Origin of the sequence: Aeromonas sp. QDB25, from assembly GCF_027707725.1 — a bacterium.
Taxonomy (GTDB): Bacteria; Pseudomonadota; Gammaproteobacteria; order Enterobacterales; family Aeromonadaceae; genus Aeromonas; species Aeromonas caviae.
In genome coordinates this window covers 1-1,203 of the sequence record NZ_JAPCIZ010000212.1, presented here as the reverse complement: position 1 = coordinate 1,203, position 1,203 = coordinate 1, and the positions used below count along the sequence as shown (strand labels likewise).

The 1,203-nt window shown below is 59.0% G+C and carries 1 protein-coding gene; it reads left to right on the top strand.

The genetic code is table 11. The annotated features are described in order from the left end of the window. Positions 1-76 precede the first annotated feature (76 nt). Positions 77-1,203 (top strand): ISL3-like element ISAeme19 family transposase (locus PG883_RS23520; protein ID WP_202007796.1); only part of this gene is annotated, 1,127 nt, incomplete at its 3' end.

Genomic DNA, 1,203 nt, shown 5'->3' with positions numbered 1-1,203 from the left:
AAGTGGAAGTTGACAGACAGGGTGCTGGTAAACTGGCTGTCTCCAAACACACCACCACCATCACCCTGCTGTCGCCGTGCATCATATTGATATTGCCTCCTTCTGGCCAGGTTATACCGTCATCGCCCAAGCGCTTTCTGCCAACCATCACACCCTGTTTACCCTTGAGCCTCGCGCCGACTTCTTGCCCCGTTGTCGCCGATGCCTGCAACCCACGCCATTGATCCACGACCAACGTATCCGCCGGGTGCGTGAGCGAGACCTATTTGACCGACAAGTCTGGTTACAACTGCCTGTTCGCCGCGTCGACTGTCTGCGCTGTGGTCGCGTCAGTGAACATATCGACTGGCTCCCCTCTGGCTCCCGCCTCACCCGGCGCATGCAGTGCTGGATTGAAGCGCTCGTTCAGTACCTCCCCATCCGCCATGTCAGCCAGCTCACCGGGGTCGGTTGGCACACCATCAAGGAGATCGACAAGCGCCGTTTGCAGACCAGTGTGGGCACCATCGAACTTGGGGAGGTGCGGCGGCTGGTGATGGATGAGTTTGCCCTGCACAAGGGACACCGCTATGCCACCGTGATCATGGATGCCGAGCGAACCCGCGTCCTGTGGGTGGGGCACGGCAACAGTCGGGCCGCTATCCGTCCCTTCTTCGAGCAGCTCGGCGAGCGATGCCAGCAGATTGAGGCGGTGGCGATGGACATGAACACGGCGTTCGACCTGGAGGTGAAGCAACACTGCCCGCAGGCGGAGGTGGTCTACGACCTGTTCCACGTGGTGGCTCGCTATGGCCGAGAGGTGGTGGACCGGGTGCGAGTGGAGCAGGCGAATGCACTGAAAAGCGATAAACCGGCGCGAAAAGTGGTCAAAAGTGCGCGTTGGTTGCTGCTACGTAATCGGGCGAAGCTGAGTGAAAAACAGGATGTGAAGTTGCAGGAGCTGTTGGCGGCGAATCAACCGCTGGCGATGGTGTACGTGCTGAAAGAGGCGTTGAAGGGCATCTGGTATGCGCCGAGCGTGTGGGAAGGATGGCGACGATGGCGGAGCTGGATGCGGCAGGTGAAGGAAAGCGGGCTAGCGCCGCTGCAACGATTTGGTCGAAATTTATCGAAATATATGCGGGGGATCCTGGCGAGTGCAAACTACCCGATGCACACGAGTGTGCTGGAAGGGGTGAACAACAAGATCAAAGTGATAAAGCG